The sequence below is a fragment of the Clostridium sp. KNHs216 genome (assembly GCF_006714885.1).
Taxonomy (GTDB): Bacteria; Bacillota; Clostridia; order Oscillospirales; family Acutalibacteraceae; genus Caproiciproducens.
On the sequence record NZ_VFMF01000001.1, the window covers coordinates 3,435,208 to 3,460,198 of the forward strand.

Annotated in this window: 18 protein-coding genes; 6 read left to right on the top strand and 12 right to left on the bottom strand. The window is 54.2% G+C overall.

Translation table 11 applies throughout. The annotated features are described in order from the left end of the window. Positions 1-62 precede the first annotated feature (62 nt). The 3 genes from LY85_RS16500 to alr all read left to right on the top strand — a co-directional run bounded on the left by LY85_RS16500 (position 63) and on the right by alr (position 6,434). The gene (locus LY85_RS16500; protein ID WP_141827540.1) at positions 63-1,289 is read left to right on the top strand and encodes a DUF1015 domain-containing protein; all 1,227 of its coding nucleotides are present in this window, start codon (positions 63-65) and stop codon (positions 1,287-1,289) included. A 174-nt stretch (positions 1,290-1,463) separates the two neighbouring features. Further along, positions 1,464-5,228, top strand: a complete 3,765-nt coding sequence (locus tag LY85_RS16505) for a phosphoribosylformylglycinamidine synthase (RefSeq protein ID WP_141827541.1) — start codon at positions 1,464-1,466, stop codon at positions 5,226-5,228. Positions 5,229-5,246: 18 nt separating this feature from the next. Next, complete coding sequence (gene alr / locus LY85_RS16510; RefSeq protein ID WP_038323063.1) at positions 5,247-6,434, top strand: alanine racemase; 1,188 nt, start codon at positions 5,247-5,249, stop codon at positions 6,432-6,434. Between the two features lie 80 nt (positions 6,435-6,514). Here the strand turns inward: alr and LY85_RS16515 are convergent, their stop codons facing one another. From LY85_RS16515 to LY85_RS16525, 3 genes are all read right to left on the bottom strand, one after another. Further along, on the bottom strand, positions 6,515-8,047 hold the full coding sequence (locus LY85_RS16515; RefSeq protein ID WP_141827542.1) for an MATE family efflux transporter: 1,533 nt from the start codon (positions 8,045-8,047) through the stop codon (positions 6,515-6,517). Positions 8,048-8,268: 221 nt separating this feature from the next. Then, positions 8,269-9,285, bottom strand: coding sequence for a tryptophan--tRNA ligase (gene trpS / locus LY85_RS16520; protein ID WP_141827543.1), 1,017 nt, complete (start codon positions 9,283-9,285; stop codon positions 8,269-8,271). Between the two features lie 18 nt (positions 9,286-9,303). Further along, positions 9,304-10,497 carry a PLP-dependent aminotransferase family protein gene (locus LY85_RS16525; protein ID WP_141827544.1) on the bottom strand — a complete coding sequence of 398 codons (1,194 nt, stop codon included), beginning with the start codon at positions 10,495-10,497 and terminating at the stop codon, positions 9,304-9,306. A 288-nt stretch (positions 10,498-10,785) separates the two neighbouring features. Between LY85_RS16525 and LY85_RS16530 the strand changes: the two genes are divergently transcribed. Next, complete coding sequence (locus tag LY85_RS16530) at positions 10,786-13,110, top strand: SpoIIE family protein phosphatase (protein WP_141827545.1); 2,325 nt, start codon at positions 10,786-10,788, stop codon at positions 13,108-13,110. Between the two features lie 47 nt (positions 13,111-13,157). On the opposite strand, the gene LY85_RS16535 is transcribed toward LY85_RS16530, so the two are convergent. Continuing rightward, a complete protein-coding gene (locus LY85_RS16535) occupies positions 13,158-13,361 on the bottom strand; it encodes a CopG family transcriptional regulator (RefSeq protein WP_038323073.1) in 204 nt (67 codons plus the stop codon). 305 nt (positions 13,362-13,666) lie between these two features. Between LY85_RS16535 and LY85_RS16540 the strand changes: the two genes are divergently transcribed. After that, positions 13,667-14,335, top strand: coding sequence for a YjgB family protein (locus LY85_RS16540; RefSeq protein ID WP_141827546.1), 669 nt, complete (start codon positions 13,667-13,669; stop codon positions 14,333-14,335). Positions 14,336-14,513: 178 nt separating this feature from the next. Here LY85_RS16540 and LY85_RS16545 read toward each other — a convergent pair whose 3' ends face one another. The 5 genes from LY85_RS16545 to LY85_RS16565 form a co-directional block, all read right to left on the bottom strand. After that, positions 14,514-15,281, bottom strand: a complete 768-nt coding sequence (locus LY85_RS16545) for a helix-turn-helix transcriptional regulator (protein WP_141827547.1) — start codon at positions 15,279-15,281, stop codon at positions 14,514-14,516. Between the two features lie 229 nt (positions 15,282-15,510). Then, positions 15,511-16,290, bottom strand: coding sequence for a TatD family hydrolase (locus tag LY85_RS16550; protein ID WP_141827548.1), 780 nt, complete (start codon positions 16,288-16,290; stop codon positions 15,511-15,513). Further along, a complete protein-coding gene (metG, locus tag LY85_RS16555) occupies positions 16,290-18,233 on the bottom strand; it encodes a methionine--tRNA ligase (RefSeq protein ID WP_141827549.1) in 1,944 nt (647 codons plus the stop codon). The genes LY85_RS16550 and metG overlap by 1 nt, the downstream gene beginning before the upstream one ends. A gap of 201 nt (positions 18,234-18,434) precedes the next feature. Then, positions 18,435-19,577, bottom strand: coding sequence for an LCP family protein (locus tag LY85_RS16560; RefSeq protein WP_141827550.1), 1,143 nt, complete (start codon positions 19,575-19,577; stop codon positions 18,435-18,437). Between the two features lie 156 nt (positions 19,578-19,733). Continuing rightward, the gene (locus LY85_RS16565; protein ID WP_038323082.1) at positions 19,734-19,988 is read right to left on the bottom strand and encodes a hypothetical protein; all 255 of its coding nucleotides are present in this window, start codon (positions 19,986-19,988) and stop codon (positions 19,734-19,736) included. A 192-nt stretch (positions 19,989-20,180) separates the two neighbouring features. Between LY85_RS16565 and LY85_RS16570 the strand changes: the two genes are divergently transcribed. After that, positions 20,181-20,534 (top strand): helix-turn-helix transcriptional regulator, encoded by a 354-nt coding sequence (locus LY85_RS16570; protein ID WP_141827551.1) that lies wholly within the window; start codon positions 20,181-20,183, stop codon positions 20,532-20,534. 299 nt (positions 20,535-20,833) lie between these two features. Here LY85_RS16570 and LY85_RS16575 read toward each other — a convergent pair whose 3' ends face one another. The 3 genes from LY85_RS16575 to tpiA all read right to left on the bottom strand — a co-directional run bounded on the left by LY85_RS16575 (position 20,834) and on the right by tpiA (position 24,936). Beyond that, entirely contained in the window at positions 20,834-22,453 is a 1,620-nt protein-coding gene (locus LY85_RS16575; RefSeq protein WP_141827552.1) for a peptide ABC transporter substrate-binding protein, read from the bottom strand. 172 nt (positions 22,454-22,625) lie between these two features. Then, complete coding sequence (gene gpmI, locus LY85_RS16580) at positions 22,626-24,137, bottom strand: 2,3-bisphosphoglycerate-independent phosphoglycerate mutase (RefSeq protein ID WP_141827553.1); 1,512 nt, start codon at positions 24,135-24,137, stop codon at positions 22,626-22,628. Positions 24,138-24,168: 31 nt separating this feature from the next. Then, positions 24,169-24,936, bottom strand: a complete 768-nt coding sequence (gene tpiA / locus LY85_RS16585) for a triose-phosphate isomerase (protein ID WP_141827554.1) — start codon at positions 24,934-24,936, stop codon at positions 24,169-24,171. Positions 24,937-24,991 lie beyond the last annotated feature (55 nt).

Consider the following 24,991-nt stretch of genomic DNA (forward strand, 5'->3'; position numbering starts at 1 on the left):
TTACTATTTGATTACTGAATGGGCGATGTCCCGAATTTCGTAAGAGAACAGGAGATTTCTGAATGTTGCACCCTTATTTTAAACCCGCGGATATCCTGCTGCCGAAGGACGTACCGACAGAAAACTGGTGTGTGGTTGCCTGTGACCAATATACTTCCCAGCCGGAGTACTGGCAGGAAGCGAAAAAGGCGGCGGGGGATTATCCCTCCACCTACCATATGGTGTACCCCGAATGTTATCTGGAAACGACCGACGCGGAGCAGTACGCCGCCGGAATCAACGCCGCCATGGAACGCTACCTCTCGGACGGTGTTTTTCGTGAAATAAAGAACAGCTACCTCTACGTGGAGCGCACCCTGGCGGACGGAAAGCTCCGCCGCGGGGTCATGTTGGCGCTCGACCTGGAGCAGTACCGGTACGAGGCGGGCAGCAAGACGCCTATCCGCGCGACGGAGGGAACGGTGCTGGAACGGATTCCGCCCCGCGTGAAAATCCGCCGCGGCGCGCCGCTGGAGCTGCCGCATATCATGATTTTGATCGACGATCCCCAGTGCAGCGTGATTGAGAAAATCGATCCTTCCGGGCTGACTCCGGAGTACGAGGGAAAGCTGATGCAAAGAAGCGGGAGCATCCGCGGCTTCAGCCTGAATTCCGCGGCCGCCAAAAAGCTGGAAGACGCGCTGGACCGTCTGCCGGTCCGCGATAATCTGCTTTTTGCCGTGGGCGACGGCAACCATTCCCTCGCGACCGCAAAGGCCTGTTACGAGGAGTTGAAAAAGACGCTGTCCCCGCAGGAAGCGGCGGTTCATCCCGCGCGCTGGGCGCTTGTGGAGGTCGTGAACCTGTACGACGATTTCCTGCAGTTTGAACCGATCCAGCGGGTGGTGTTCCAGACAAATCCAGGGGAGCTGATGCGGGAGCTGTACCGTTTCTACGACGTTTCCGACGTTCCCTGCGAGGGACACCGGATCACCTGTCTGGTGGACGGACGGAAAAAGGATATCTGGGTAAAGAATCCGCCGTCCAATTTAGAGGTCGGTACGCTGCAGAAATTTCTGGACGCACGCCTTGCGCACGTGGGCGGAAAAATGGACTACATACACGGCGTAGAAGTAGCGGAAAAGCTCTGTGCCGGGGACAGCAGCGCAATGGCTTTCTTTTTGCCCAATATGGAGAAAAGCAGCCTGTTTGAAACGGTCGCCGTCGACGGGGCCCTTCCGCGGAAAACCTTTTCCATGGGGCATGCCTGCGACAAGCGCTTCTATATGGAGTGCCGCAGAATCAAGTGAATCCGAAAGTGCCGGCGGGGACGATTCTCCGCCGGTTTTTTTGCTTTCAGAACATGATTTTTTATGGAAAATGTCAATGTTTTCATCTTCTCTTTATAATGGAAAACAAATGTGATACTATTGAGGATAAAGTATGTTGAATCGGCCGCTTTCAGGCGGCGGAACGGGGGAAATATGTCTGGCGTAATCAGAGTATTTGTGGAAAAGAAACCCGGCTTCGATGTTGAAGCACAGCACATCAAAACCGACCTTGTAGACAATCTTGGCATGACTTCCATTGAGGAACTCAGGCTGATGAACCGGTACGACGTATCCGGACTTACCAAAGAAGAATTTGCCGCCGCAAGGGGGACTATTTTTTCCGAACCCAATGTGGACGACGTTTATGACGAGACGGTTCCGGTTCCGGAGAATTTTACTGTGTTCGCCATGGAATATCTTCCCGGGCAGTACGACCAGCGCGCCGATTCCGCCGCGCAGTGTATCCAGTTTCTGACGCAGGGGGAGCGCCCGCAGGTGGCTACCGCCCGCGTGATTGCCGTAAAGGGCAATTTAAGCGAAGAGGAACTGAATCAAATCAAGAGCTATCTGGTAAACCCGGTGGAAAGCCGTCTTGCCTCGTTAGCAAAGCCCGAAACCCTCGACGTGAAAGCGGATGTTCCGCCGGACGTCGCTCGCGTGACGGGCTTTATCAGTTGGAATGAAAACGAACTGAAGGCCTATTACGAATCCATGGGCTTCGCCATGAGCTTTGAAGATTTGGCGTTCTGCCGCGATTACTTCCGGAAGGAAAATCGCGACCCCAGCGTGACCGAGCTGCGCGTCATCGATACCTACTGGAGCGACCACTGCCGCCACACCACTTTTTCCACAAGGCTGGAAAATATCACGATTGAGCAGTCGGCAGTCAGCGGCGCGATTGAGGATGCGCTGAAAGCGTATTACGAGGCGCGTTCCGAGGTATACGGTGAAACGGACCGCCCCGTCTCCCTGATGGATATGGCGGTCATCGGCATGAAGCTTCTGCGCAAGCGGGGGCAGATTCCCGACCTTGACCTGAGCGAGGAAATCAATGCCTGCTCCATTGAAGTGCCGGTCACCATTGACGGGAAAGAAGAAAAATGGCTGGTGCAGTTTAAAAACGAGACCCATAACCATCCTACCGAAATCGAGCCGTTCGGCGGGGCGGCGACTTGTCTCGGCGGCGCGATCCGTGACCCGCTTTCCGGCAGGGCGTATGTCTATCAGGCGATGCGCGTGACCGGCTCAGGCGACCCGCGCGTCCCCTTTGAGGACACGCTGGCGGGCAAGCTGCCGACCCGGAAAATCACGACGGGCGCGGCGCAGGGCTACAGCTCCTACGGCAACCAGATCGGCCTTGCGACCGGTCAGGTCACCGAGCTGTACGACGCCGGCTATGTCGCGAAGCGCATGGAAATCGGCGCGGTCATCGGTGCGTCTCCAAAAGAGAACGTGGTGCGGTTCGTGCCGGACGAGGGCGATATCATCGTGCTGCTGGGCGGCAGTACGGGACGCGACGGCTGCGGCGGCGCCACCGGCTCCAGCAAGGCGCACACCGAACAGTCCATTGAGGTCTGCGGCGCGGAGGTGCAGAAGGGCAATCCGCCGACCGAGCGCAAAATCCAGCGTCTTTTCCGCAATGCGGAGGTCGCGCAGAAAATCAAACGCTGCAACGACTTCGGCGCGGGCGGTGTCTGCGTCGCCATCGGCGAGCTTGCGGACGGCCTCAGAATCGATTTGAATAAGGTTCCTAAAAAATACGAGGGCCTTGACGGAACCGAACTGGCTATTTCCGAATCGCAGGAAAGAATGGCGGTCCTGCTCGCCCCGCAGGACGTGGAAGCGTTTATCGCGGCGGCAAACGAAGAAAACCTCAACGCGCAGGTGGTCGCCGTTGTTACGAAGGAGCCCCGTCTGCGCATGACGTGGCGCGGCGACACGATCGTGGACATCAGCCGCGCGTTCCTGGACACCAATGGCGTGACCCAGAAAAACGGCGTGACCATTGAAGCGGTAGACCCGGCGCGGTATTACAGGAGCCTGGTGCCGGAATGCCTGAAAAACAAGCCGCTTGCCGAAGCGTTCGAAGAGAACCTTTCCCGGCTTGAGGTTTGCAGTCAGAAGGGTCTTGCCGAGCGGTTCGACGCGAGCATCGGCGCGGCGACTGTTCTGATGCCCTTTGCCGGGAAATATCAGCTGACCCCGGAAGAGGCAATGGCGGCGAAAATCCCGGTCATGCACGGAGAAACGGACGACGCCACCGCGATGTCCTACGGGTATCTTCCGGGCATCGCGCGGTTCAGCCCGTTCCACGGAGCGGCCTGGGCGGTCACGGAGAGCCTGTCGAAGCTCGCCGCCGTCGGCGCGGACCCGCTGAAAGCCCGGTTGACCTTTCAGGAATATTTTGAAAGGCTGAACACCGACCCGAAGCGCTGGGGAAAACCGGCAGCCGCGCTGCTCGGCGCGCTGAGCGCGCAGCTCGGCATGGGACTGCCCGCGATCGGCGGCAAGGACAGCATGAGCGGCAGCTTTGAGCAGCTGGACGTTCCGCCCACGCTGGTCAGCTTTGCTGTCGCCATGACCAAGGCGAGCGGCACCGTTTCCGCCGCGTTTCAAAACCCGGGCGCGTCCATTGTCCTGCTTCCGGTTCCCGAAAATCAGAATACTTTGCTTCCCGACTGGGAAAAGCTGAAGGAATACTACGCGGAAATTTACAGTATGATTCATCACGGCGCAGTGGTGTCCGCTTCCGTTGTCAAGGAAGGCGGCACAGCCGCGGCGGTCGCGAAAATGTGCTTTGGCAATCGGCTGGGCTTTGTGTTCCGCGAAGAGGCGGTCGATGAAAGAACGCTGTTTGCTCCCGCTTCCGGCGCTCTGGTGGTGGAGCTTGCAAAAGGTTGCCGGGTCGACGAAAAATTCCATCCGGTTCTTTTGGGAACCGTCAGCGAAGAGCCGCGGATTGTTCTGGGCGGCGAAACGCTTGCAATCGAAGCGCTCGTTGCCGCATGGTGCGGCACGCTGGAAAAGATTTTCCCGAACGAAGCGCAGGAGCAGCCGTTTACGAAGGAGGTTCCGCTCTTTACGGAGCGCTTTGCAAAGGCGCCTGCGATCAGGGCCGCGAAGCCCCGGGTCTTTATCCCGGTGTTCCCGGGAACCAACTGCGAGTACGACACCGCCCGCGCTTTTGAGCGCGCGGGAGCACAGCCGGAAATTCTGGTTGTGCGGAATTTGACTTCTGCGGATATTGAAGCTACAATTGAACGGATGGAGAAGGCGATTCGTCAGTCTCAGATCATTATGCTGCCGGGTGGATTTTCCGGCGGCGACGAGCCGGACGGTTCCGGGAAGTTTATCGCCACCACCTTCCGCAATCCAAAGATTGCCGAAGCGGTGGGCGACCTGCTGAAAAACCGCGACGGTCTGATGCTGGGTATCTGCAACGGATTCCAGGCGCTGATTAAGCTGGGCCTTGTGCCGTACGGTGAGATTACGAAGCCGAGTGAGGATGCTCCTACATTGACGTTCAACACCCTTGGCCGCCACGTTTCCCGCATGGTGTATACCCGCGTGACCTCCGTTAAATCCCCGTGGTTTGCGGGCGTAAGCGCGGGCGATGTGTTCGCGGTGCCGGTTTCGCACGGGGAAGGGCGCTTTGCCGCAAGCGGCGCGGTCATGGACCGCCTGATTGCCGGGGGCCAGATCGCGACCCAGTACGGGACCCCGGACGGGGTCCCCAGCGGCAGTATCGAATGGAACCCGAACGGCTCGGTCTGCGCGGTGGAGGGCATCACCAGCCCGGACGGACGCATTCTCGGCAAGATGGCCCATTCCGAGCGCAAAGGAAAAGACCTGTACGCAAATGTTCCCGGAGCGAAGGACCAGATGATTTTTGAATCAGGTGTCAAATACTTCAAGTAATACGGGTGAAAGAATAGAATGAGTGAATTTTTCAGAAGAACCTGGGCCGAGGTCAGCCTTGACGCAATTGACCATAATTTTAAAACGATCCGTGAACAGCTCAGGCCGGAAACGCTGGTCTGCTGTGTGATCAAGGCGGACGCTTACGGTCACGGGGCGGAGGCCCTGGCGAAGGAATATGAAAAGCTGGGTGCGGACTGGTTCGCCGTTTCCAATCTGGAAGAGGCGATGCAGATCCGCAGCGCCGGAATCCGCCTGCCGATTCTGATTTTGGGCTACACACCACCCTGTATGGCCGCGCAGCTGTGCGAACTGAACATTGCTCAGACCGTGTTCTCCGTCGGGTACGGCGAGGCGCTTTCCGCCGAAGCGGTCAAGGCGGGCGTTACGGTGCGCGTTCATATCAAGCTGGATACGGGCATGAGCCGCATCGGCTTTATGTACCAGAACCCCGTCAGGGACGGGGACGTGATCGATGAGATCGAAACAGTCTGCAAGCTGCCGTCGCTTGACCCGGAAGGCATTTTTACTCATTTCGCCGTCGCCGACGAGGGCAACGGCGGCCGCGCTTATACCATCATGCAGTTTGACAACCTGATGAAAGCGATTGCCCTGCTGGGACAGCGTGGCATCACCTTCAAAATCCGCCACTGCGCGAATTCCGCCGCGATCTTCGATTACCCGGATATGCAGCTTGACATGGTGCGCCCCGGTGTGATTCTGTACGGCCTGATGCCGTCGGATATGATGAAAAATGCCGTGGAGCTGATGCCCGCGATGGAACTGAAAAGCGTTGTGTCGCTGGTGAAAACCGTTGAACCGCAGACCAGCGTCAGCTACGGCAGGAAATATATTGCAAAGAAGCAGGTAAAAATCGCGACCGTCCCGATCGGCTATGCGGACGGATACCCGCGGCATCTCTATATCAAGGCAAGCATGCTTGTGCGCGGGCATAAGGCAAAGATCATCGGCCGGGTGTGCATGGATCAGCTGATGCTGAACGTCACCTCTATTCCCGACGTAAAAGAGGGGGACGTTGTGACCGTGTTCGGCCGCGACGGGGACGCCTGTGTTACGCTGGAGGAGCTTGCCGGGTACAACAGCACCATCAACTACGAGCTTGTCTGTATGATCTCAAAGCGCGTGCCGCGCATCTACTACAAGGACGGAAAAGAAGTCGGCGAGCTGAATTATATCTGTAAATAAGGCATCTTCCGCCCTATAAGCTTTTACAGTTTGATGATATAAAAGAAATACCGTAAGCCCAATTCAGGCTTACGGTATTTTTACGCTTTCCGTTCACTTTTGTGGGATCCGGGCCATTTTACAAAGCCCTTCAAATACTGAAATTCGCGGGTGTTCCAGAACAGAACCAGATAAACCGTGTTGGGCACAAGAAGGCAGATCACGCATTTCACGGCAAAAGCCCAGAACCCGGCGCCGGGCAGGAAGGAACAGCACAGATAGGTGAAATACCCCGTCAGGCCTGTCAGCACGGCGTAATAAACGTACCGCGCAAAATAAGTTCTGACCGGGCGGTGGAAGCCGTGCCGGAACAGGACCAGCGGCTCCACCCAGAAATCGATCGTCATTGTGCTGATGAAGGTCCCGGCAAAAACGCCGATGATTCCGTACCGCTGCACCAGGATAATGGAAAAGATCAGGTTTACCGCGGCTTCCAGAACCGCTTTGTACCGGTCGTACCAGAACAGGCCGAACGCGTCGCGGAAGGTCAGAGTTGCCTGCCGCATGCCGGTGACGAAGAAATTGAGGGCAATGACGAAGACAATGGGAAGGGCAAACAGAAGGTCCTGCCGCCTTGTCCACAGGGTGATAAATGGATTGAAAAGACAGAGAAGGCTGATCGAGCAGAAGCTGAAAATCCAGAAGCACGCAAAATTGATGGAAAGGTAAATATCGTACGATCTTTTTCTGTCCTCCAGCGCGCCCAGATTCCCTACGCTGGCCGTGATTCCGCTGAAAATCTGCGCGGTTAGCTGGCGCAGGGTGCTGGTAATCAGGAAGTAGTTGGAGTAGATACCTACGCTGACGATGCCCACAAAGCGGGAAATCAGCAGAATGTCGGTTCCGTTGACCACGGTGCTTCCGATTCGGTGCATAAACATTGCGCGGATATTTTTGAGGATGGAAGACCTGTCGCTTTTACTGAGTTTTTCTTTTTCGTACTGTCTGAGGTATGGGTACATCTGATCCGCCTTGCGAGCAAGGAAGAAGTTCGTGAAAAAGCTGAACAGAATCTGAACGCAGAGGTACAGAATAAAGTTATGGGTCTGAAACAGAATGGCAATCTGAAGGATATTCTGTAAAATGCAGAAACCGTACTGATATAAAGTGCAGACATAATTTTTTTGGTCAGCCACAATAATGGACTGCTTGTAGGCGAAAAAATAAGTGATGACCGTATTGAAAATATACAGCAGATAAATGACGGTCAGATTCGGAATTCCGGGGTCTTCTTTTATAAACAGCGGGTAAAACGGGGTAAAGGCAAGGCCTGCGATGCCGACAATCAACCCGATGGTGTGATAGGCCCTTTTGTACAGGGCCATCAGTGCCCCGATTTTTTTGCGGTCGTTCTGCGCCAGCGGCTTGTACATGCTGAAAATGATCGCGGTGCCCACGCCCAGCTCGGCCAGGGAAAGCAGCGTCAGGATATTGCTGAACAGCCCGCTGATACCCAGATAGGCTTCCCCGAGGGTCCTGATAAAAATAGTCCTGCACAGGAAACTCAGCAGAATGCTGAACAGCTGGCTGCCGACATTGACAATAATATTCTTGATCGAGTTCTTACTGCGCATGGTTCACAGCCTTTCTGTTCAAAATGAATTCCGCCGGATATTTTATCCTATCATTTATTTATGAATTTATCTTTGACGTGTCATTAACAGTATATGTCAGACAAATTCCGCAGCAGCAAAGAAATTTTTATATTCCTGCCCAAAAAGAAAGCAGCGCAATAAAAACAGGGACGCCCCGCTGAAAGGGACTGTCCCTGTTTTGCTTGATTACTGTTTCAGTCTCAGAAGGCTCTTGGAATAAAACCAACCTTTTTCATGACCTTGTTAAGGGTGCGTACGGAAAGGGAAAGCGCTTTCTGTGCGCTTTCGGTATAGCACTGCTCCAGATAATCCTTATTTTTAATCAGGTCGGCATACCGTTCCTGAATGGGGCGCAGATGCTCCACCACGGCTTCGCCCACGGCAGTCTTGAAATCGCCGTAGCCTTTATTCTCGAACTCTTTTTCGATCTGCTCGTTGGAAAGCCCGGTCACGCAGGAGTAAATCCCCATCAGGTTGTTGATGCCGTCCTTGCCTTCCCCGAAGCGGACGCAGGCTTCGCTGTCCGTAATCGCACGCTTGCACTTGCGCATGATGTCCTCCGGCTTATCCAGAACGGCGACATAGGCGTTGGCGTTTTCATCGGACTTGCTCATTTTTCTCGTCGGCTCCTGCAGGGACATGATGCGCGCGCCCTGCTTGGGAATATAGGCATCCGGTACGGTGAAGGTCTGGCCGTAAATGCCGTTGAAGCGCTCCGCAATATTGCGGGTGAGCTCCAGATGCTGTTTCTGGTCGGCTCCCACGGGGACAAGGTCCGCCTGATACAGCAGGATGTCCGCCGCCATCAGGCTGGGATATGTGAACAGGCCCGCATTGACATTGTCGGCATGTTTTGCCGATTTGTCCTTGAACTGCGTCATCCGCTGCAGCTCGCCGAACTGCGTGTAGCAGTTCAGGACCCACGCAAGCTCGGAATGGGTGCAGACGTGGCTCTGAATGAAGAACGGGCTTTTTTTCGGATCGATGCCGCAGGCCAGCAGCAGCGCGTACGCTTCCAGCACATTGCGGCGGAATTTCGCCGGCTCCTGGCGGACGGTGATGGTGTGCAGATCGGCCAGAGCAAAAATACAGCTGTATTCATCCTGCAGGCTGATCCAGTTTTTGAGCGCGCCCAGGTAGTTGCCGAGGGTAATCGTGCCGCTCGGCTGAATTGCGCTGAAGATGACCTTTTTGCGCTCGGTATTGGCTGTTTCCATTTTTGAATGCCTCCAAAATTAATTCCTGATGATATCGCGGGCAAGCCCGCCCAGAATTTGAATTCCCTTCAACAGCTGAATGTCGGTGGGAGTGGAAAAATTGATGCGGAAAGACTGGCAGGGTTCGTTTTCATTCGTCAGAAACGCGTTGCCCGGCACGACGCAGACCTTGCGCCCGACCGCCTGACTGCAGAAGTCGATCATATCGATCCCGTCCGGCAGCGTACACCACAGGAACAAACCGCCCTCGATCGGATTGTAGGTCACTTCAGGCGCAAGGTATTTGTCGAGCGCGGCCGTCGCGATGGCGGATTTTTTCAGGTAAACCTCGCGCAGCCTTTTCAGCTGTGCGTCGAAGTCGTATTTCGTCATCAGCTCATGGCAGACGATCTGGGACCAGATGTTGGTGTGTACGTCCTCACCCTGCTTGCAGACGATCATTTTCTGTAAAATTTCCCGCGGCGCGATCGCATAGCCCACGCGCATGCCGGGGGAAATCACCTTTGAAAACGTACCGGCATAAATGACGAGCCCCTCTTCGTCCAGCGACTTGACCGCTTCGATATGTTCCCCGTAGAAACGCAGGTCACCGTAAGGGTTGTCCTCCAGAATCAGGACGCCGTATTTTTTGGCCAGGGCGTACAGGCGCCGCCGCTTTTCCCAGCTCATGGTAATGCCGGACGGATTCTGGAAATTGGGGATGGTGTAAATGAACCTGACGTTTGTTTCTTCCTGCAATGCCTTTTCCAGCTCGGCCAGGTCCATGCCGTCGCTTTCCATCGGGATTCCGCGCAGGCGGCAGTTGTAGGAGCGGAAGGTGTTCAGCGAACCGATAAAGCTGGGCGCTTCGCAGAGCACCACGTCGCCCTCGTTGCAGAGTGATTTCGTCGCCAGGTCCATGACCTGCTGGGCTCCGCTGGTAATCAGAATATTGTCAAAATCACGGCCTACACCGTGTATGTTTTTCATATAGGAGGAGAGGTAGTCGCGCAGGGGCGCGTAGCCTTCGGTGATGCTGTACTGCAGCGCGTCAATGGGCCGCTCCGACAGAATCCGCGCGGAGATTTCACTTACTTCCTTCACCGGGAAGGCCTCGGGCGCGGGATTGCCCGCAGAGAGTGATATCACGCTTGGATCGGAGGCATACTTAAAGATCTCCCTGATTGCCGACGGCTTCAGCGATAAAACGCGGTCGGAAAATTGGTATTCCATATTGTCACCCTCTCATTACGATTGATTTTTATGATACCACAGGCGCACCGCGCGTTGTGGTATATTTACAAATTGGCGAAGCGGGTAAAATCATCGCTTGCGATTATTTTACCACAGAAACCGGGGAAAGACTATAAAAAACCGTACAATTTATAAAAATACTTATAATGCGATTGGAAACGCCAAATTTTTACGGCGCGTTATGACAATAGCAACCATATACATATAGTATAATTATTTTTAGCAAAAAATGGACAAGTTACCAAATAATGTATGGCGGTGATAGGAATGTTAAAAGCGAAGGCGGGGCGCGTCAGCTTTACGACGGCCGCTTTGGACCCTACAAAGGCTGTTGCAAAGCAGGTAGTTTATTTCACGGTGGCGCTGCTCTGTTCACGGGGACTGGTATTCGGCAAATACGCGCCGTTCGGCGTTGCGGCGGTCGCGGCATTCCCGTACGCGGGAATCTGGAGCGTTGTGCTGGGGAGCACAGCGGGGTATCTGCTGCCTTCTCCGGCGGCTGTGCCGGTACATTATATAGCGGCGGTTCTGGCTGCCGCGGCAATCCGCTGGACGCTGAATGACCTGATCAAGCTTAAAATGCATCCGGGCTTTGCTCCCGCGACGGCGTTTCTTCCGGTGTTCTGTACGGGCATGGCCATCGTCTTTGTCAACGGCTCCGCTTCGACGACCGTGGCGATGTATGTGGCGGAAGCGCTCCTTGCCGGCGGAATGGCATACTTCTTTGCGCGCACGTCCAAGGTGATCGCTTCCGGCAGGAGCATCGGCACCATGAACCCGCAGGAAATCGCCTGTGCGGCGCTGTCGGCGGGCGTGGTTCTGCTGTCGCTTTCCAACCTGAGCATCGGCCCAGTCTCCCTTGGGCGCGTGCTGGCGGTGGTGGCGATCCTGTTTGCCGCGCGCTACGGCGGCGTTGCCGGCGGCAGCGTGGCGGGCATTTCGGCGGGTATTGTGTTCAGCCTTTCCACCTCGGGCCTGAACTATCTTTCCGGCGCCTACGCGCTCGGCGGCATGATGGCGGGCGTGTTTTCCCCGGTCGGGCAGCTCGCGTCCGTAGTCGCCTTTATTTTTTCCAACGCGGTCGCCTCGCTTCAGGTGGGCAATCAGGAAGCCGTCATCGGGGGGCTTTACGAAGTGATGGCGGCGACTGTCTTTTATATGCTGCTGCCGCAGAAGGTCGGAGCGCCGCTGATCGGCATGTTTTCCCACGCCGACGATACCTCCCGCTCCGACGGCCTTCGCCGTTCCGTTATCATGAAGCTTGATTACGCCGCGAAGGCCCTCGGCAGCGTCTCCGAGTCGGTGGAGGAAGTCTCCAAAAAGCTTTATACCGCGTGTGCGCCGGACATCAACGGCGTGTACAAGAAAACGATGGACGACGTCTGCTGCAGCTGCGGGTTAAAGGTTTACTGCTGGGAGCGCAACTACAGCGAAAGCATGAACGCGTTCAACGACCTGACGGACAAGCTCAGGGCGAAAGGGAAGATCGAGCGCGCCGACTTTAACACGCAGTTTGCCACACACTGCAGCAGGCTGCCGGTGGTTATGGACAGCGTCAACACCAATTATAATGAATTCATGATCCGGGACGCGGCGGACAGCCGCGCGCAGCAGGTGCGGAGCATGGTTTCCGACCAGTTTACCACCACCAGCAACATGCTGGAGGATATGGCGGCGGAGCTTGAGCTTTACGAGCAGTTTGATTTCGCCGCGGCGCAGAAGGTCGGGGAAGTCCTGCGCGGGGCGGGTATCCTGCCCATTGACATCAGCTGCCGCACGGACCGTTTCGACCGCATGTCGATCGAAATCATCACCGCCCAGCTGGACGGCGTCCGCCTGAACAAAGCCGAGCTTACGGACGAAATTTCGCGCGCGTGCGGCCGGAGCTTCCAGCAGCCCTGTATCAGCATGGTGAAAGGGAAGTGCAGGCTTCAGATTTCGGAGCGTCCCCTTTACCGCGTGCAGACCGGATGCGCCCAGCACTCCTGCGGAAACAGGCAGCTCTGCGGCGACAGCTGGGACACCTTCCCCGACGGCAACGGCCGCCAGATCACAATCATCAGCGACGGAATGGGGACGGGCGGCCGCGCGGCGGTGGACGGCGCGATGGCCTGCGGGATTCTGTCCCGTCTGGTCAAAGCCGGTATCGGGTTCGACGCCTCGCTCAAGATCGTGAATTCGGCACTGATGGTGAAATCGGGCGACGAATCGCTCGCAACCGTTGATTTGGCCGCGATCGATCTTTTCAACGGGAGCCTTGAATTTATGAAGGCCGGCGCGCCCGTCAGCTTGCTGCGCAAATCGGGGCGGGCCGTGGTGATCGACGCCCCCAGCCTGCCGATCGGCATCCTGAACGAAATCAATTTTGCCAAGTCCTCGGACAGCCTGGGAAAAGACGATCTGCTGATTATGCTTTCCGACGGGGCACTCGCCGCGGGGGACGACTGGATCTGTGAAGCGGTGGAGAAATGGAACGGCCAGATCCCGCAGGAGCTTGCGGAGGAAATCGTAACACAGGCGATTGCCCGCCGCACCGACGGCCACGACGACGATATCACTGCTTTGGTAATAAAAGTAAGAGAAAACGAATAAGGACGGTGACCGGAAGAGGGCGGGAGGCATTGCCTCCCGCCCTGATTTTACTTCTCTTCCGGTACAATTTCGCAGTTCTCAACAGCATATTCCAGAAAAATGCCGATCAGTTCATTCCGGCTTCTTCCGCTTTTTGAAGAGAGTTCGTCAATGGCCGCAGCCGTTTCCTCCCTGATGCGTATGGAAAAGGTTTTGTACCCGTCCTCGCCCTTCGGCGCCTTGGCCTTTATAATTATTTTTCGGTTTTCCATGCGTTCACCTGCTTTCAAACATATTATATGTTTGAAATTAGATTGAATATATGTTATAATTTATGTTATAAAATAAATTCTATAGTGGGGCGGTTCCTTTGCACGAAACATTTGTAAAATGCAAATCGGGGTAAAAAATAAAGGTGACAAGTAATTTTAGAAAAAATTTACAAAATAGCCTTCTACATACTTCCACATAGTACTTGATATTTTTTCTGTGGAGATGTAGTATGTTGTTCATGGCGGAGCTTGTAAAAATCCGTCGGCACAGCGTAACCATACTATGAAAATTAAGGAGTACGATTATGACATTGAATGTAAAAAGAACACTGGCGGCCTGCATCTGTGCGGCGTGTACGCTCGCGGTAATGACAGGCTGCTCCAATTTCAACTCCGGCAGCTCACAGATCGCCTCTTCCGCACCGGTCTCTTCGGAAGCTGTTTCCTCCTCCGTCGCCTCCGAGGTAAGCTCGGCGCAGGAATCTTCTCAGCCGGTTGACGCTCAGGCAGATCTTCTCAAGCTGATGAAAGAGACAGCGGTAAAAGGAAAAGTGATGAACTGCGACTTTGCGGTTCAATCCAATGTAATTGAGGATGTAGAGGAAAAGTGGGGCAAGGAAGACAAATCCGAATACATTGCCGCCGCCAAGGGAACCTACGCGACCTATTCCAAGAAGGGCTTCGTGTTTGGCTTCAACAAGGGCTCTCAGCTTTTTGAAGTCAGGTCTTTTGACAGCCATCTGAAAGAAATCACCCTTTCCAAAACGGAAGAGGTTTTTGGCAAGCCGGATTACGATGTGACTTCGGGCAGCGACAGGATCATCGGATACGTTGTCAGCAAAGACTATAAAATGCTGATGGTGTTCCCGGATTCCAAGGCGAACGGCGCGAACGCCGTGCTCGATCATTACTCTGTGTTTTATCCTGCCGGTACGGTCAACATGATGGCCGACGATCCCGGTCGCCAGTGGTAACAAAGGCCGCAAAGCGTCCTGACGGCTTCCCTTGTGGGATGAACTGAATACAGATCAGAACACCTTCTCCCCAGTTTTTGAGGAGAAGGTGTTTTCTTAACAAAGCTTTCGGTGAGCGCTGCCTGTGACACGCGAGAATACGGACTTTGCGCAATGGCTCTGCGGATAGCCCATGAGGCTATTCATAACGCTTTCCCGCGACGATCATCGGGACAAAAAGACCGAGACAGGCGGTCAGGCTGAAAAACAGCTTGCCTGATTCCCAGACGTAGGCGGGGAAAAGCCGCACAATCAGGAAATACAGCAGGGGGAACAGTACGGCGACCGAAAGGATCCACACACGCCCCGCCCGGAGGATATACGGCCAGTTGCTGTTGTTAAAACGGACTCCCGCCAGATTCATCCGAAAGATGCCGTCGCTGTAGCTGCTGATTTTATTTTCGTCGTAATACGCGGGCAGCGTTTCCTTTACAAACAGGCAGAACCATGCCCCGAACAGCAGACAGAGGAGTTCGGTAAGCGCAAGGTTTTCCCGCAGTTCCCGACAGGTAAATCCAAGTGCCAGCAGGACGCCGGTTTCCACGGCCACGGCCGCCAGGCAGGCAAGGTAACAGGCAATGTGCCGCTTCCGCCGTTCCTTGCGCTCGTGCCGCTCCTTTGTGGAAAGTCCGATGGTTCCGGTCACCAGCTTTTCCACTTCCTTTACATTCAGATTCTCTGGCTCCCGGATAAACTGCCCGCTGAGCAGCTCCGTCACGGTTACTCCCAACAGGTCGGACAACGGAAAAAGCAGAGCGATATCCGGCATACTCAGCCCGCGTTCCCATTTACTGACGGCTTTATCGGAAACAAACAGTTTTTGCGCCAATTCCTTTTGTGTAAGATTTTTTTCTTTCCTTAACTGCGTTAAAAAAACTCCAAATTTTTCATTGTCAATTTCGTACATATCCGAAGCCTCCTTGACAGCATTGTACTCTCTGCCGGGATTTCAGGCAACCGACTGACAGTAGAATGAAGGATTTACCGGCATTTTAGCATGTTTTATTAAGAATCCGGCGTTGATAAAAAGGTTCATGAACTTCGGGGGAAAAGACAGAAACGGATACCCCGAAGAGTATCCGTTTCTGCAATGTCTTTTACTGTTTACTTCCGGTTTGCTTTCGCCGGGAGAACTCTTATTTCTGAATGGAAAAGAGGTTTTCCGCGTTTCCGCGTGTAACCGTTAAAAGCTCTTCTGCGGTGATTCCCCGGATTTCAGCGATCCGCGCGGCGGTATAGGCGATCAGGGTGGAGTCGTTGCGCTTTCCGCGGAATGGGACCGGAGCCATATACGGGCAGTCCGTTTCCATCAGCATCCGTTCCAGCGGAACGGCGGCCGCCACCTCCACCGGTACGCGCGCGTTCTTGAATGTGACCGCGCCGCCCAGGCCGATATACATGCCGAGCCGGACGCACTCCATCGCCATTTCCACACTGCCGGAAAAGCAGTGCACCACGCCGGACGGCTTGTGCTTGCGAAGAATCTCCATCGTGTCGCCGTGCGCGTCGCGGTCATGCACGATGATCGGCAGATGGTGTTTTTTCGCCAGCAGAATCTGGTTTTCAAACGCCGCTTTCTGTACGTCTCTCGGCGCGTTGTCCTCAAAATGATAGTCCAGCCCGATTTCTCCGACCGCGACGACCTTGTCCCGATGGAGCAGCTCTTCCAGCTGCTCCTGGTAGTTCTCCGGGGCATCCTTGACACACTCCGGGTGGATGCCCACCGCGGCGTAAATATACGGATAGTCCGCCGCCAGTTGGATGGAAGTGCGGGAAGAGTCCAGATCCGCCCCGCAGTTGATCACGTTGCAGATTCCGCGGCCGGGAAGCCCGGACAGAACCGCGTTTCGGTCCTCGTCAAAAGCCGCGTCGTCGTAATGCGCGTGGGAATCGAAAATAGGCTTCAGCGTATCCATCAGCGGACTTTGCTCCCGGCGGGAATTCCGTCCACAAAAATAACTTTAACATCTTCTCCGGCATCCGCCGCCAGAATCATGCCCTGGCTTTCCACGCCGCACAGCACGGCGGGCTTCAGGTTTGCGACCAGAATGATGCTGTGTCCCGTCAGGTCCTCCGGCTGATACCATTTTGCAATGCCCGAAGCGACCGTCCTCTGGCCTTCTCCGTCGTCGATCGTCAGCTTCAGCAGCTTCTTTGCGCGCTTGATCGGCTCGCACGCGATGATTTTGCCCACGCGCAGCTCGACCTTTCCGAAGTCGTCAATGCCGATCTGGGCAATGCCCTCGATTTTCTTTTCCGCGGGGGCTTCCTTCTTTTCCTCGCCGGGGTTCGGGATCAGCTTGTTCAGCTCTTCGATTTCCTTGTCCACGTCGATACGCGGGAACAAGGTTTCCCCTTTGGAGATCACGGTATCGGAGGGCAGAAGCCCCCATTTCGCCGCCGCGTCATAGGTCAGCACGTCCGCCTTCGCACCGAGCTGCGCCTGGATTTTCGGCGCCGTTTCCGGAATGAAGGGCGTAATCAGAATCGATACGATACGCAGGCTCTCACAGAGATTGTAAATAACCGCGGCCAGACGCGCACGTTTTGTTTCGTCCTTTCCCAAAGCCCAGGGCATGGTTTCATCGATATATTTGTTGGTGCGGGCGATCAGCTTCCAGATTTCGGTCAGCGCGTTGCTGAACTGATAGCCGGCAATCGCGTCGTCGCATCTCTTGCGCAGGCCGAGCGCCATTTGAATCAGCTCGTCGTCAATGGGGGCGCTTTCCCGTTCGGCGGGGATTTTGCCGCCGAAGTATTTCTCTGCCATGGCGGTAGAGCGGGAGAGAAGGTTGCCCAGATCATTCGCAAGGTCGGAATTGATGCGGCCGATCAGCGCTTCGTTGGTGAATACGCCGTCCGCGCCGAACGGGATTTCCCGCAGGAGGAAGTAACGGATGGCGTCCACGCCGTAGCGGTCGCACAGGACGACCGGGTCGACCACGTTGCCCTTCGATTTGCTCATCTTGCTGCCGTCGCCGAACAGAAGCCACCCGTGGCCGTAGACCTGCTTGGGCAGGGGAAGGTCGAGCGCCATCAGCATGGCGGGCCAGATGATGGTGTGGAAACGCACGATTTCCTTGCCGACAAAATGCACGTCGGCGGGCCAGTATTTTCGGTAATCGGAATCATCGTCCGAACCGTAGCCCATCGCGGTGATATAGTTGGTCAGCGCGTCCAGCCACACATATACAACGTGCTTCGGGTCGAAATCGACGGGGATTCCCCACGTAAAGCTGGTGCGGGAGACACAGAGGTCCTCCAGTCCCTGCTTGATAAAATTAATCATTTCGTTTTTGCGGCTCTCCGGCTGAATGAAATTCGGCTGGTCCTCATAGAGCTTTAACAGCCTGTCCGCGTATTTGGACAGACGGAAAAAATAGGCTTCCTCATTGGCCCTTTTTACTTCTCTGCCGCAGTCGGGGCATTTGCCGTCCTTCAGTTGGGTTTCCGTCCAGAAGGATTCACAAGGGGTGCAGTACCAGCCCTCGTATTTTCCTTTGTAAATTTCCCCTTTGTCATGGAGAACTTTGAAGATTTTCTGTACCGCCCTGACATGATAATCGTCGGTGGTGCGGATGAACCGGTCGTTGGAAATATTCAGAAGCTTCCACAAATCCTGAAAGCCCGCGACAATTTTATCGACATATTCCTTGGGGGTTACACCCTCTTTTTCGGCGTTGATCTCAATTTTCTGACCGTGCTCGTCCGTACCGGTCAGAAACATCACGTCGTAGCCCTGCATTCGCTTGTAGCGCGCGATTGCGTCGCTGGCAACGGTGCAGTAGCTGTGCCCGATGTGCGCCTTACCCGAGGGATAATAGATAGGCGTTGTGATGTAAAAAGTTTTTTTGTCCATTTTTCAGCCTCCAAGAGAATAGTATTCTCAAATAAAGTGATTAATTCTAATATTATACCATTATTTTCATCAATAGTGAATATAAAATAAAGAAACATGGCGGACTTACCCGCCGGAATTATAATTTTTGTCGAAAAATACCGCTCCGGAATTGAAATCAATCCCGAAGCGGTACAATGAGACGACAGAATTATGATATGATTAATTTGGAGCAGTGCCGGATTCGCCGGTTCCGGCGTCTTCACCGTAGAGAAAGGTCCTTAGAAGCTTACAGTTCTCCGGCAGATCGGGGTCAAGCACTTCGCCGATTCCCTTAATGGTGGGCTCGGTATAGGTGTTCAGGTTTGGAATATGCATGGTTTTCATGGGATAGTTGGAGACGGAGCCCGCGATGGAAGCAAGATACATCAGCTCCGAATCGGTGAGGTTCGTCTTGACCAGCGGCAGAAATTCGTTCATCATGCTGTTGATTTTGATCGGGCTCATGCCCTCCAGCTTTTTGATCATCAGCTCCATGACCTCGCGCTGCCTGCCGGTACGGCCAAAGTCGCTGTCCGTCTCGCGGATCCGGGCGTAATACACGGCCAGCCGGCCGTCCAGATGATTGACCCCCGGCTTCAGGTTGCTGCCCATATTCCGATTTTCCGCGTCGCAGAGCTTTTGATCCATCTGAATGTCAAGGCCGCCCATTTTATCGATAATGGTGGCGAAATTCTCAAAGTCAACGGAAATATACTTGTCTATATTAATTCTGAAATTGTTCTCCAGGGTCTGCATGGTAAGCGCCGCGCCGCCTTTTGTGTAGGCCGCGTTCAGCTTCTGCTTTTTCATTGTGGGAATTTCAACATACAAATCCCGCAGAAAGGAAACCAGACGAAGCGTCTTGTTTTTGGTGTCGATGGAAATCAGCATGGTGGTATCGCTTCGGCTGCTGTTTCCGTCGTCTCCCTTGTCGGCGCCGATCAGCAGAATGTTGGTGATCTGGTTGTCCGAAATAACTCCCCACGTGGGTGCGGCGCTGGGCTGTTCAATATATTTGGAAGTGTTGATTTCTTCCGACCGGTCCAGCTTGGACATCAAATATTTTCCATATACGAAGACGCCTGCGCATACAATCAGAATCAGGCAAAGGAGGCCCGTGAGAAATTTCTTCAGGCCGCTTTTTTTCCTGCCGTGTTTTTTGCTCCCCCGCCGTGCGGGCTGGCTGCTGCTGTAAATATCGCGGTCGACATAATGGTACCGGTCGATTTCCCCGGTGTCAAAATTTGTTCTTCTACCCGCGTTTCGCGGCCCGGAACCAACACCTTTGCGCTGCGACCGGCTGTCGCGGTTTTGTCTGTTCATATTTCACCTCAAAAAACGTAATACACAAAGCAGTCTTATTCTATTGCAATTCCGCTTGCATGTCAATAGTTATGTAAACTAAAAAAAGAAAGCGGAAGTTCTGCTTTCAGTACGCTGTTTTCAGGTGGAAAAGGGTGTTGTCAAAGAACAGGCAGATTACGTAAGGCCGCCGTCGGAGAATTTCTGTCGGAGCTCTTTTAAATAATAGTCCTTGGCAGCGGCCGGTGTTTGAAAACTCAGGGGTTTCATGAAAATGTAAGAAAGACTGGTGCTCCAATCCTCGGCGGAAAAAAGGCTGGGGTCCATGTTTTCTACCACGGGCAAAATGACGGCGCTGTTTTCCGACAGCCGGATATTGGAAATATACAGATTGCATGATTCAGCAACATACTCTACCATCTTCTCACTCATTCACTCACCGCCTTTCCTAACTTACAAGCCGGTAACAAAAATCCTGTAATAGAATTACCATATATCATTATAGTAACGTTTTGTTACTTAGTCAACATATTTACACAAGTTTCGGCAAATTTAGTAACTGTTTGTTACATAAATTGCTTGTAAATTTCCTAAACTGTATAATTTCCGTAAGGGGATGATAAAGTGGTTGCTCGAAGATTAAAGGAGCTTCGCACGGAACATAAACTCACTCAGAATGACATAGCAGCCCTTTTAAATATATCACGAGAAGCATATTGTATGTACGAAAATCAAAAAAGACAATTAAACTACGAATCCCTTTGTATTCTTGCCGATTATTATCATGTGACACTGGATTATCTGTTTGGGCGGTCCGATCGGTCGGATTTGACCGGGCCGCTCGGGAGTGAGGAAAAACTGCTGCTGGAGTATTACCGGGCCATGGACCAGCGGGGACGGGAAAATGTCATGGGAATGGCCAAAGTGGAGTATCAGAGAGGGATCAAAAGGAGAGACTTTCCCGGGCCGGTCATCTGATACCGCTAAAATGAAATGAACGATAAGAGGCTCGCTATGAAAATTCACAGAATGTTCACGGCTCTTTTTGTGATTTTGTTATAATAAATTGATAAGCCAGCAGGAAAAGGAGGAGATCGGAATGCAGACCCATAAAACGCCGGGGCACCGTATCGACATGCGCAAACTGCTGATTCGCGCGGTGGCCATCCTTTGTGCGGCGGTGATTATTGGCTCCGTGTTTCTTGCTGCTTTCGGATAACAGCTTCATAAAAAGGCTTCCGCCCATGGGCGGAAGCCTTTCTTGCTGTATTGGGATATTATTCTTTTCCGGCCTGGATAAAATCCACACCCGCGCCGTAAGGGTGGAAAACGATCCCGGTCACGCCCTTTGAGGAGGCGTAGTAGTGCTTTTCGTAGTACAGGGGATAGAACACGCCCTGTTCATTCAAATACTTTTCGGCATTTGCGAAAATCGCGGCGGAATCCGCTCCTCCGCTTTTCTCCGCGCTGTCCAGCATGGCGTCGAAAGAGGAGTCTTTCCATTTGGCGGGATTGTTCTTTTCGCTGCTTTTAAACAGGGATAGAACGGAAAGCGGGCCGTCGCTGGCCGGCTGGACAGGGCACAGTGCAACCTGATAGTCTCCCGATTGAATACGGGAAGCGAGCTGGTCTTCGGAAAGCGGCTCCATATTGAAGTAATTGCGGAACTGAACGTTCCAGGAAGCAATCATTTCGTTGAGCATCAGCTTGACGTTAGCGTCGTCGGGACAAATGACGGTCACGCTTTTCAGCTCTGAAAGGGAAAGCTCGCTCAGCCCCGCGGCCAGGAGAGACGCGGCATTTTTGTCCTGCTTTAAAAAGTAGGAGCCGCCGCCGGCAAGGCTGCGGTAAGGCTTGCCCAGCAGGGCGGTGGACGGGGGAATGATATCGTTTGCGGCGGACATGTTTTTCGGCAGGTGCTGCAGCACCTTTGCCCGGTCAAAAGCCTGGATGAAAGCCCGCCGGATATTTTTGCTTTTCATCAGCTCGGACTGCGTGTTAAAGCAGAGGCCCCAGGTTGTGTCTTCAAAGGAAGTGATGGTGCAGCCCTGCGCCTGCGCGGCGGCGGTTTGACTGCCGGAAACGGCGATCGCGTCCACTGTGCCGCTCTTCAGCGCGTCGACCGGGTCGGTAATGGCGTTATCCTTGTTTTGTACGGTGAGTTTCAGATTGGACGGCAGCGGCTTTTGTTTTCCGGCATAGGTGCCGGAACGGACAAGATTAAGGTACTGGCCGTGGGACCATCCGTACTTGCCGTCTATTTCAAAGGGGCCGTTTCCGATCAGATATTTTATTTCCAGGCCGTAACGTCCCGAAGTGCTTTCAAAAAATTTCTGGTTACAGGGCATAAAGACGGGCGCCGCGGTGATGGAGGGAAAGTCGGGATAGGAATAGTTGAGCCGCACCACCAGCGTATGGGCATCCGGGGCGGTCACCCCGAGCTGGTCGGCGGGAACCGTTCCGGCGTTTACTTCTCTGGCGTTTTGAATGCAGAACATGCGGGAACAGGTCGGCGATCCGGTCTGCGGAGAAAGCGCGCGCCGGAACGCATAGACAAAATCGTTCGCGGTGACGGGCGTCTTTTCCTTGTCCGACCATTTGGCGCTGCTGCGCAGGGTAAAGGTAAATACCGTATCGTTCTCGCTGCTGACCCATTTTTCCGCAACGCCCGGGTAGGGGCGATTGTCCGCACCAAGGCGCACCAATCCTTCAAACAGCGCTTCGACCGCCACTGTGGCGGCACTGTCCGATGCGATCTGAGGGTCCAGCGTTTTCGGTTCGGAATCGAGATAATAGTTGATTTTTTTATTTGCGTTTTTCGGTTCGTTTTTTCCGCATCCGGAAAAAGAAAATAATATTGTCAGGCAGAGCAAAGCTGCCGTCATTCTTTTCAGCAATCGTTCAGTCACCCCTTGGTTTACGGGATTCCATTATTTTATCATCTTTTCCGTGCTATTGCAACGAGGTTAACATAATTGTTATCTTTTTCTGCACGGAGGGGATTCCTACGGTCGAATAAGCACAAAAAAGCTCCTTCCCATAAGGGAAAGAGCTTTTGTCATTTCAAAATTATTCGATGATGCTGACGCCGTCCATTTCCGGCGGCTGGGGAAGATCCAGAATTTTGAGCATGGTCGGGGAAATGTCCGCCAGCCTTCCGCCGGAGCGAAGCTTGCACGGATAGCCGACCACACAGAACGGGACAGGGTTTGTCGTATGCGCGGTGAAGGGCGAACCGTCTTCTTCGTACATTTTGTCGGCGTTGCCATGGTCGGCCGTAATCAGAGCGACGCCGCCCATTTCGGAAATGGCGTGGACCACTCTGCCTACGCAGGTATCGACCGCTTCCACGGCGGCTTTGGCGGCACTGAAAATGCCGGTGTGCCCCACCATGTCGCAGTTGGCAAAATTCAGGATAATGACATCGTATTTTCCGCTTTTGATGCGTTCCACCAAAGCGTCCGTGACCTCATACGCGCTCATTTCGGGCTGCAGGTCGTAGGTCGCAACCTTGGGGGAGTGGATCAGGACACGGTCTTCACCCGGGTACTGCTTTTCCACGCCGCCGTTGAAAAAGAAGGTGACGTGGGCGTATTTTTCCGTTTCGGCGATCCGCAGCTGGGTCATGCCCTTGTCGGAAATATATTCTCCGAAGGTGTTTTTCAGCGACTGGGGCTTAAAGGCGACCAGAACGTTGGGCATGGTAGCGTCATACTGCGTCATGCAGACGTAGGTGAGGGGGAAGAACCCGTTTTTGCGCTCAAAGCCCTGAAAGTCCGGATCAACGAAGGTGCGCGTGATTTCGCGGGCACGGTCGGGCCGGAAATTGAAGAAAATAACGGAATCGTTCGCTTTGACAGCGGCGTCCTTTGCGCAGACGGTGGGAACGACGAATTCGTCGGTTACTTTTTTCTGATAGGAATCCTCAACAGCCTGAACCGGGTCGTCACACTGGATTCCCTCGCCGTAAACCATGGCGGCGTATGCTTTTTCCACGCGCTCCCAGCGGTTGTCACGGTCCATCGCGTAGTAGCGGCCCATCACGGTGGCGATTTCACCCACGCCGATTTCCTTCAGCTTTTCGGCACATTCGGCGACATAGCCCTTTCCGGAATCCGGGGGAACGTCGCGGCCGTCCAGCAGGGCATGAACGTAGACCTTTTTACAGCCGCGTTTTTTGGCCAGCTCGACCAGCGCGTAAAGGTGCCGGTTGTGACTGTGCACGCCGCCCGCGGAAAGCAGGCCGATCAGGTGCAGGGCGCCGCCGTTTTTCGCCGCGTTGTCCGCGGCGGCAAGAAAAGCGGGATTTGCAAAAAAATCGCCGTCCTGAATGGATTTTGTAATCCTTGTCAGCTCCTGATAAACAATGCGGCCCGCTCCGATGTTGGTATGGCCGACCTCGGAGTTTCCCATCTGGCCGTCCGGAAGACCGACGTCAAGGCCGGAGGCACCGATCTGCGTAATTGGGTTATTTGCAAAGAGACGGTCTATGTTGGGGGTGTGCGCCGCCTTGATCGCGTTGCCGCTCTCTCCGGCAATTCCAAAACCGTCGAGTATCATCAGTATTAAAGGTTTTTTCATGTTTTTGACCAACCTGCCTTTCGGAGTATTTTTACCTGCTTGCAGCCTTTACGATCTCCGCAAAGTCGGCCGGCTTTAAGGAAGCGCCGCCGATCAGGCCGCCGTCCACATCGGGCTGGTCGAGCAGCTCCGCAGCGTTTTTGGCGTTCATGGAACCGCCGTACTGAATGGTGATCTCGTCGGCGCTCGCTGTGCCGTACAGCTTCGCGACGGTTGCGCGGATGACGGCGCAGACTTCGTTGGCCTGCGCTGCGGTCGCCGTTTTGCCGGTGCCGATGGCCCAGATCGGCTCATACGCGATAATGATCTTTTTCAGCTCGTCCTTGCTGACGCCGCCGAGAGCGATCTTGGTCTGCATGGCGACCAGCTCGTCGGTGATGCCCTGCTCGCGCTGTTCCAGATATTCGCCCACGCACAGGATGACGGAAAGGCCGCTGTCCAGCGCCGCGCGGACACGCTTGTTTACGGTGACGTCTGTTTCACCGAAATAGGTCCTGCGCTCGCTGTGGCCGATAATGACGTACTGCACTCCCGTGGAAACCAGCATGTCCGCGGAAATTTCCCCGGTGAAGGCGCCGTTCTTTTCCCAGTGGCAGTTCTGCGCGCCGATGCCGATGTTAGAGCCCTTCGCGGCTTCCAGCGCGGCGGAAAGGTCGATATAGGGCACGCACGCGATCACGTCGCAGTCCGCGTCTTTTACCAGGGGTTTGATCTCATTGATCAGTTCGGTTGCCTCGGCAGGAGTCTTATTCATTTTCCAGTTGCCGGCGATGACTGCTTTTCTCAGCTTTTTGTTCATAAAGCATATCTCCTTTAAAATTCTTTCCTGTTTTGTTATAAATGCGGCAGACAGG

Bases quoted from the DNA above. Each gene is read 5' to 3' on its own strand.
- LY85_RS16500 (WP_141827540.1), top strand. From the start codon at position 63: ATGTTGCACCCTTATTTTAAACCCGCGGATATCCTGCTGCCGAAGGAC.
- LY85_RS16505 (WP_141827541.1), top strand. From the start codon at position 1,464: ATGTCTGGCGTAATCAGAGTATTTGTGGAAAAGAAACCCGGCTTCGAT.
- alr (WP_038323063.1), top strand. From the start codon at position 5,247: ATGAGTGAATTTTTCAGAAGAACCTGGGCCGAGGTCAGCCTTGACGCA.
- LY85_RS16515 (WP_141827542.1), bottom strand. From the start codon at position 8,047: ATGCGCAGTAAGAACTCGATCAAGAATATTATTGTCAATGTCGGCAGC.
- trpS (WP_141827543.1), bottom strand. From the start codon at position 9,285: ATGGAAACAGCCAATACCGAGCGCAAAAAGGTCATCTTCAGCGCAATT.
- LY85_RS16525 (WP_141827544.1), bottom strand. From the start codon at position 10,497: ATGGAATACCAATTTTCCGACCGCGTTTTATCGCTGAAGCCGTCGGCA.
- LY85_RS16530 (WP_141827545.1), top strand. From the start codon at position 10,786: ATGTTAAAAGCGAAGGCGGGGCGCGTCAGCTTTACGACGGCCGCTTTG.
- LY85_RS16535 (WP_038323073.1), bottom strand. From the start codon at position 13,361: ATGGAAAACCGAAAAATAATTATAAAGGCCAAGGCGCCGAAGGGCGAG.
- LY85_RS16540 (WP_141827546.1), top strand. From the start codon at position 13,667: ATGACATTGAATGTAAAAAGAACACTGGCGGCCTGCATCTGTGCGGCG.
- LY85_RS16545 (WP_141827547.1), bottom strand. From the start codon at position 15,281: ATGTACGAAATTGACAATGAAAAATTTGGAGTTTTTTTAACGCAGTTA.
- LY85_RS16550 (WP_141827548.1), bottom strand. From the start codon at position 16,290: ATGGATACGCTGAAGCCTATTTTCGATTCCCACGCGCATTACGACGAC.
- metG (WP_141827549.1), bottom strand. From the start codon at position 18,233: ATGGACAAAAAAACTTTTTACATCACAACGCCTATCTATTATCCCTCG.
- LY85_RS16560 (WP_141827550.1), bottom strand. From the start codon at position 19,577: ATGAACAGACAAAACCGCGACAGCCGGTCGCAGCGCAAAGGTGTTGGT.
- LY85_RS16565 (WP_038323082.1), bottom strand. From the start codon at position 19,988: ATGAGTGAGAAGATGGTAGAGTATGTTGCTGAATCATGCAATCTGTAT.
- gpmI (WP_141827553.1), bottom strand. From the start codon at position 24,137: ATGAAAAAACCTTTAATACTGATGATACTCGACGGTTTTGGAATTGCC.
- tpiA (WP_141827554.1), bottom strand. From the start codon at position 24,936: ATGAACAAAAAGCTGAGAAAAGCAGTCATCGCCGGCAACTGGAAAATG.